This is a genomic window from Piscicoccus intestinalis NBRC 104926, assembly GCF_001515525.1.
GTDB classification, from domain to species: domain Bacteria; phylum Actinomycetota; class Actinomycetes; order Actinomycetales; family Dermatophilaceae; genus Kineosphaera; species Kineosphaera intestinalis.
In genome coordinates this window covers 1-6336 of the sequence record NZ_BCNQ01000204.1, presented here as the reverse complement: position 1 = coordinate 6336, position 6336 = coordinate 1, and the positions used below count along the sequence as shown (strand labels likewise).

7 protein-coding genes are annotated in these 6336 nt (G+C 72.4%); 3 read left to right on the top strand and 4 right to left on the bottom strand.

Features of this window, described 5'->3' with window-relative positions; all coding sequences use genetic code 11:
* A partial coding sequence (locus tag PINTE_RS19855; protein WP_068434104.1) for a glycosyltransferase family 2 protein occupies nt 1–879 on the bottom strand: 879 nt, incomplete at its 3' end.
* A 174-nt stretch (nt 880–1053) separates the two neighbouring features.
* Between PINTE_RS19855 and PINTE_RS24845 the strand changes: the two genes are divergently transcribed.
* Nucleotides 1054–1632, top strand: coding sequence for an acyltransferase (locus PINTE_RS24845; RefSeq protein ID WP_068434108.1), 579 nt, complete (start codon nt 1054–1056; stop codon nt 1630–1632).
* Nucleotides 1633–1641: 9 nt separating this feature from the next.
* The gene (locus PINTE_RS19845) at nt 1642–2643 is read left to right on the top strand and encodes a beta-1,6-N-acetylglucosaminyltransferase (RefSeq protein ID WP_157087408.1); all 1002 of its coding nucleotides are present in this window, start codon (nt 1642–1644) and stop codon (nt 2641–2643) included.
* A gap of 83 nt (nt 2644–2726) precedes the next feature.
* On the opposite strand, the gene PINTE_RS19840 is transcribed toward PINTE_RS19845, so the two are convergent.
* A complete protein-coding gene (locus tag PINTE_RS19840; protein WP_068434106.1) occupies nt 2727–3269 on the bottom strand; it encodes a DapH/DapD/GlmU-related protein in 543 nt (180 codons plus the stop codon).
* Nucleotides 3270–3291: 22 nt separating this feature from the next.
* Nucleotides 3292–4293, bottom strand: a complete 1002-nt coding sequence (locus PINTE_RS19835) for a beta-1,6-N-acetylglucosaminyltransferase (protein ID WP_068434100.1) — start codon at nt 4291–4293, stop codon at nt 3292–3294.
* A gap of 95 nt (nt 4294–4388) precedes the next feature.
* Here PINTE_RS19835 and PINTE_RS19830 point away from each other — a divergent pair, with 95 nt between their 5' ends.
* Complete coding sequence (locus PINTE_RS19830; protein WP_068434098.1) at nt 4389–5924, top strand: lipopolysaccharide biosynthesis protein; 1536 nt, start codon at nt 4389–4391, stop codon at nt 5922–5924.
* On the opposite strand, the gene PINTE_RS23450 is transcribed toward PINTE_RS19830, so the two are convergent.
* On the bottom strand, nt 5866–6336 hold a 471-nt coding region (locus PINTE_RS23450), incomplete at its 5' end, for a hypothetical protein (protein WP_217996661.1). The two genes, PINTE_RS19830 and PINTE_RS23450, sit on opposite strands and share 59 nt — an antisense overlap.

The window sequence follows — 6336 nt, the reverse complement described above, 5'->3', positions numbered from 1 at the left end:
CTTGACTTGTAGCGGACGGTTGGTACGCCACAGCCCGGCGGCCTGGGTGAACCGGCTCCGCGCGCGGGGATAGTCACCGGCCCGCAGCGCCGCCTCCGCCTCGTCGTGCAGGGCCCGCGGGGAGTCGGCGGCGAGCCGGCGCGCCAGATAGTCGCGCTCGGCCGCGGTCAGGTCGTCGCGCCGCGCGATGTCGGCCAGCACGGCCCGCTCGCCCGCGAACACCTTGTGCCGATCGGACGACTTCGTTGCCACAACCTGTCGGTACAAGGCGTGGGCGGCGAGGCTGTCGACGATCTGCCAGCCGCCGAACACGGCCCGCAGCCACAGGTCCCAGTCCTCGATGTAGCGGTCGGTGGTGAAGCCGCCGAGCTCGGCGCACATCTCCCGCGGCACGAGCGCGAAGATCGACACGAAGTTGCCTTCGAGCAGGCGCATCCGCTGCTGCTCCGGCGCCGGACTCGGCCCGTACATCACGGTGCGCAGATGATTCATACCCGCCGGGGTGAGGAAGTACGCGTCCGCGTGCACGAAACGCCGCCCGCCGCCGGCCGCCTCATAGGCCGCCAGCAGCGTGCTCACGTGCGGCGGCAGGAGAATGTCGTCGGCATCGCAGAATGCAAAGAAATCACCGTGCGCGGCCGCTGCTGCGATATTTCTCGCATTCGCCGTGCCACCATTGGCAATGGGCACGAAGGTGATGAGATCGCCGAAGCCCTCGCAGATCGCCCGGGTGCGGTCGGTGGAGCCGTCGTCGACGACGACGACCTCCACGTGCTCGTAGGTCTGCGTGAGGCCGCCGGTGATGGCAGCGCCGATCGTGCGCTCGGCGTTGAAGGCGGGGATCAGGACGCTGACGACCGGGGGAGCGGCAGACGACATGAATTCCTCTCAGACTCAATGTTGTTGCGGTTCGAGCATAGGCGGACGAAGAGGTGAGATCGCGATGAGGCCAAGCTGCGCCGATGGCGCGTCGCGCTGGGTTCGCACCGACGGCGCAAAGCTCTGGGCGCACCGGGCGAGACGGCCCGCAGTCGACACGACGGCGAGGTGGGCATGACACGACGACCCTCGAAACGACTCTCGAAACGACCGTCGTTACGACGTTGGATGTCGTATGCGCTTTATCACCTCATCGCCACGCGCCTGCCGCGTAAGCGGTCGCCGTTGGGCTTTATCGGTCGAGCGATGCGCGCGTCGACGTGCGCGGTGCTGTTCGATCATCTGGGCACCGATACGAATATCGACAAGGGCGTCTATTTCGGTTCCGGATCCGGCGTCAGTCTCGGCGACCGAAGTGGGATCGGCGTCGAGTCGATGGTGTTGGGCACGGTGACGATCGGCGACGACGTGATGATCGGCCCGCGCTGCGTGATCGTCTCGCACGAGCACATCTACGACGACACCTCGCGACCGATGAACTCCCAGGGCATGGCGCCCGATCTGCCGGTGTTCATCGGCAACGACGTCTGGCTCGGCGTCGGCGTCACCCTGCTGCCCGGCGTGCACATCGGAGACGGAGCGGTCGTCGCCGCGGGCGGCGTCGTCACCAGCGACGTCGAGCCCGGCGTGATCGTCGGCGGCGTCCCCGCGCGCCCGATCGGACGCCGCGCCGCCGCGACCCGGGCGGGCTAGGGGCTGAGCATGAGCTTTTGTTACGTCGTGTTGGCACATACCGACCCGGAGGCGGTGCTGCGGCTCGTGCGTCGGGTGCGCGTGCTGAGCCCGGCCAGCGACGTCGTCGTGCGCTACCACCGCCTCGACTACATCGACCCGGCCCGGCTGCGGGCGGCCGGAGCGATCCCACTGCGCAGCCCGGTGGACGTGGCCTGGGGCGATTGGTCTCAGGTGGAGATGGTCCTCGGTGCGTTGGCGTTCGCCCGAGCGGCCACCGGCGCCGAGTACATCACGCTGATCTCCGGGCAGGACTACCCGATTCGCGACCTCGCCGCGTGGGAGGAGCAACTGCGCGCGCTCGACGTCGACGTGTTGCTCGATCCGCTGCCGACCCAGGCGCACAACTTCCGGATCCGCTGGTCGGTCCGGCGCCTCCCGCCCACCGGGGTCGACCTCGTCGACAGGGGCGCCCGGTTCGCGCTCAACCGCGCCGGCGCCGCGCTCAACCCGGTGGCGTACGCGCACACCTCCGGCCGCCCGCGTGACGACCGGGTGTGGCTGGGTCTGTCGCGGGTGACAGCCCCGCCCATGACCGTCACCAAGTGCGCGCAGTGGCTCACGGCGCGTGCGGAGGCGGTCGACGAACTGCTGCGCCGAGATCGCCGGGACGCCCGGGCCCGAGGGTTTTTCGAGCACGTGAAGATCCCCGACGAGTCGTACGTGCCGTCGCTGCTGCACGATCTGCCGGGTGCGCGGATCGCCCACGGGCAGACGACCGCCAAGGAGTTCCTGCCCGGGCAGGGCAGCCCGCAGTGGGTCGATCCGGACGTGCTCGCGCGGCTGCGTCGGTGCAGCGCAGCGCCGTTCGCGCGCAAGTTCGGCCCCGACGTCTCGGCCGCGACCCTCGCCGCCGCCGATGCGCTGTGCCGGCGCACGCCCCGCGAGGTGCAGGCCGACGTCGTGGAGGCGGGCCGGCCCACCGACGCCGACACCTGGCCGGCCACCGTGCGAGCCCGGATCGTTGCCTGACCGAGGCGGCCCGGTGGTCGACAGATGGTCAGCCCGGTGGTCGGCACGGCGGTCGACCGGTGATCGACCCGCGTCCCAGCCGCTCAGCGCCGCCCGATGACCCGGGCGGGGATCCCGCCGACGATCGCCCCCGGCTCCACCTCGCCGCGCACGACCGCGTTGGCGGCGACGACCGCGCCGTCGCCGATCCGGGCGCCGGGCAGCAGCACCGCGCCGGCGCCCACCCACACGTCGTCACCGACGACGACGCCCTCGCCCGACCACGGCTGGTCGACGATCGGCGTGCCCGGGGCCGTGCCGTGGTTGGTGCCGACGACCGTCACCTGCTGGCTGATGAGGCAGTTCGCGCCGATGCGGATCGGCGCGCCCGCGCAGCGGATGTTGTTGAACTCCCCGACGTACGTGCGGCGCCCGATCTCCAACGCGGAGCCGGTGAGCCCGCCTCCGTCGGTGACGACGATGACGGTGGGCCCCTTGATCGCGACGTCGGGGGCGAGTCGCACTCGGCGGGGGTCGCCGCGGAAGAGCACCTCGCCGGCGATCCACGCGTGCGGGTGCGCCCGGCGAAGCCGCTCCCGGGCGATGACGCCGTCCCGTAGTCCGCGGGCGAAGTCCTTCAGCGGCACCGTGGTTCCCTTCCGATCGGGATCATGCGGCGCCTCTGCCGACGCCGCGGGCGACGCCGCCACCGCCCGCGTTATCGGCGGCGCTCCCAACGGCCGCGCTCTCGGCGGCCGCGAGGGCATCCGCAGCGGCGAACAGCTCGGGCCCCGCGTCGGGCGCGACCTTGCGTGCGAACGGGGCGGTCGAGCCGGCGGCCAGCTCGCGCAGCGTGGCGACGTCGAGCCACTGCGGGCTGGAGCGCCCGGGAGGAAACCGCTTGAGGGTCGTCTCGCCGTGCGTGATGCGCAGCCCGGGCTCGGCGTGCAGCAGCGACTGCACATACGACTCGTCCGAGATCCTCACGGTCCGAAAGAACGTCGCCAGCGAAGGATCGGCCTGGTGGCGTTCCAGCACCCGGGTCAGCGCCCGCTGCGACAGCATCATCCACTGGCTGCACTTGGTGACCCGCAGACCGCGCGGCGGACGCGCCCACGGCCGGGCCACCCCGATGAGCCAGTGCCGGTCGGTCGCGGTGAAACGCGGCAGGATCTGCACGACCGGCCTGGTCACGGTGCCGAGTCGCCACCCGGCGTGCCGCACGAGCCGGTACGCCCCGGCGTGTCGCGGGCGGGTGACATCGACCGCGTGCCACCGGAACCGCCAGTCCTGCGGGTGGTCGGCGATCGGCTCGAGCAGCGCGTCGACACCGTCGGCCGCGAGGCCCGCCTCCCAGCGTCGTAGGTCGCGAATCGGGTAGTCCTGCCCGGAGATCAGCACGTAGTGCGAGGCGCCCGTCATCGCCTGCGCCTGGCCCAGCGCCTCGAGCATCGCTTCCGTGAGCGACCAGGTGCCCCAGCGCACCCGCACGCGGCTGACGAACGGGATCGCGCCCGCCCGCCGCAGCGCGGCCGCGTCGAAGGCGTCGGGATCCTCGAACCGCACGAGCACTCGGGCGCCCGGGCTCACCGCGCGGATCCGGCGCACGAGCCGTTCGGTGCCCGAAGACTCGTGTGCCACAACGACATAGCAGAAGGCCTGGGCCGTCATGTCGCTTACGATAACGAGAGAGGGCGCGCGTGCCGCGCGCCTCGCCGGGCGTGGGGGCGCCGGGTCGCCTCATGACGAACGAGGGGATACGTGTCATGACCGCTCCGCCGGCTCAGGCGAGTTCGCGCACCAGTACCGCGCGCACGCTGCTGCGCGGCACGTCGTGGTCGGCGGCGGCGCAGCTCATCCCGCTCGTGGTCAACCTGGCGATGACGCCGTGGGTCATCCACGGTCTCGGCGCCGGCCGCTACAGCGTGTTCCTGCTCGTCTCGACGCTCGTCTCGATGCTCGGCACCCTCGACGGCGGTATCGGCCAGTCGGCGCTGCGGTTCTTCACGATCTACGCCGGCCGGGACGACCGCGTTGCGACCACCCAACTGTTGTTCTCGGTCTCCGTCATCGTCGCGGTGGGCGCCCTGGCCGTCACCGCCGCGGTACTCGCGCTCGCCGGGCGGCTGCTCGACTTCTTCCGCCTCGACCCGGGCCTGCGCGACGAGGCGTGGGTGCTGCTCGTCGTGCTCGTGCCGGTCACCGGCGTGCTGCTGCTGCGCAACCTCTACAGCTCGGTCGTCTACGCCCGCCAGCGCTTCGGCACGATGTCGATGGCGCTGCTCGCCGGATACGCCGTCTACACGGTCGGGCTCGTGGTCACCGTGCTGCAGGGCTGGGGCCTGTACGGGCTCGCGGGCGCTCTCGTCGCCCAGGGACTGGTCGTCGGCAGCGTCTCGGTGCCGGTCGGCCTGCGCTACCTCGACCGCGCGGGGCTGCGCCTGCTGAGCCGCGCCGAGTTCGGCGAGTTCTTCGGCTACGCCTGGCGCGTGCAGGTCAGCGGCCTGCTGACGTTCATCGGCTACCAGAAGGACCAGCTCGTCGCCGGTCGACTGCTCTCCGCGCAGCTGTCCGGGCCGTTCGGGCAGGGCACGAGCTTCGCCACGCAACTGGCGTGGATGCCGCAGAACGCCGTCGGCCCGATCCAGGCGCTCATCGGCCAGCGCGTCGGGGCGCACGGGGCGCCGGCCGCGGCCCCCACCGCGGAGTCCGTGCAGCGACTGTGGGTCAAGGCCGTCGTCGGCTGGTGCGCGCTCGGCGCCCCGGCCGCCTACGTCGGCGTGCGCGCCTGGCTACCCGACTCGTTCGCGCTCGCGGGCACTGTCGCCGCGATGCTGCTCCTCGGCAACATGTGCTGGCTCATGGCGCGGGTGCTCGTGCTGTGGGGCCTGGCGCTCGGCAACTCCGGCCTGGAGATGCGCGGCACGATCGCGGGGCTGACGAGCAACGTGGCGCTGAGCCTGGCGCTGTACGCCCCGTTCGGGATGCTCGGCATCGTCGCGGCCACCGCCCTGTCCAAGGTCGTACAGAGCGCCTACGTCAGCTGGGACGCCCGCCGCAGCCTGCCCACCCGGCTGCGCTGGTTCGTCCGCGACGTGCCCTGGCTGGCCGCGGCGGTGGCGCTCGGAGCCTGTGCCGCCGTCGAACTCGCGCTCGCCCCGCACCTGCCGCGCGGCGCACTCGGCCTGCTCGGCGCCGGGCTGGCCGCCGCGCCCGTCGCCGCCGGTTACGCGGTGCTCGCGTTCAGTGGTCCCGAGCGCCGGCAGCTGTGGGCGGGCGTGCGTCGCCGCCGGCGCCGCTGACCCGGGCCTCGACGCTTCTGGTCGGCGCGTCGTCGGCCGCCGTGGCGTCAGCCGCCGCGCCGGCGAACCCGCCACTGCCCGTGCCCTGTTCGCCGCCGTCGACGAACTCCACGAGCGGTCCGAAGCGGGGGTCGTCGCGCAGCGAGTACTCGTAGATGCCGCGGATCTTGTGGTAGGCGTTCGCGTGGAGCCGGACCGGCCGCCCGAGCAGCGCGGCCCCGATCCCGATGTGCAGCCGATCGGTCTCCACGCGTTCGTAGCGCGCCAGCGCCCGCAGCAGCGTCGAGGCCGAGCGCAGCGCGCTGTCGCGGTCGAGCACACCGTGATTCGCGACGAGCGAGAGGTCGTCGCGCCAGCGCGCGCCGGGGTGCGCGCCGCTCGCCTCCGCGTCGACCCGCCAGGCCCGCAGCGT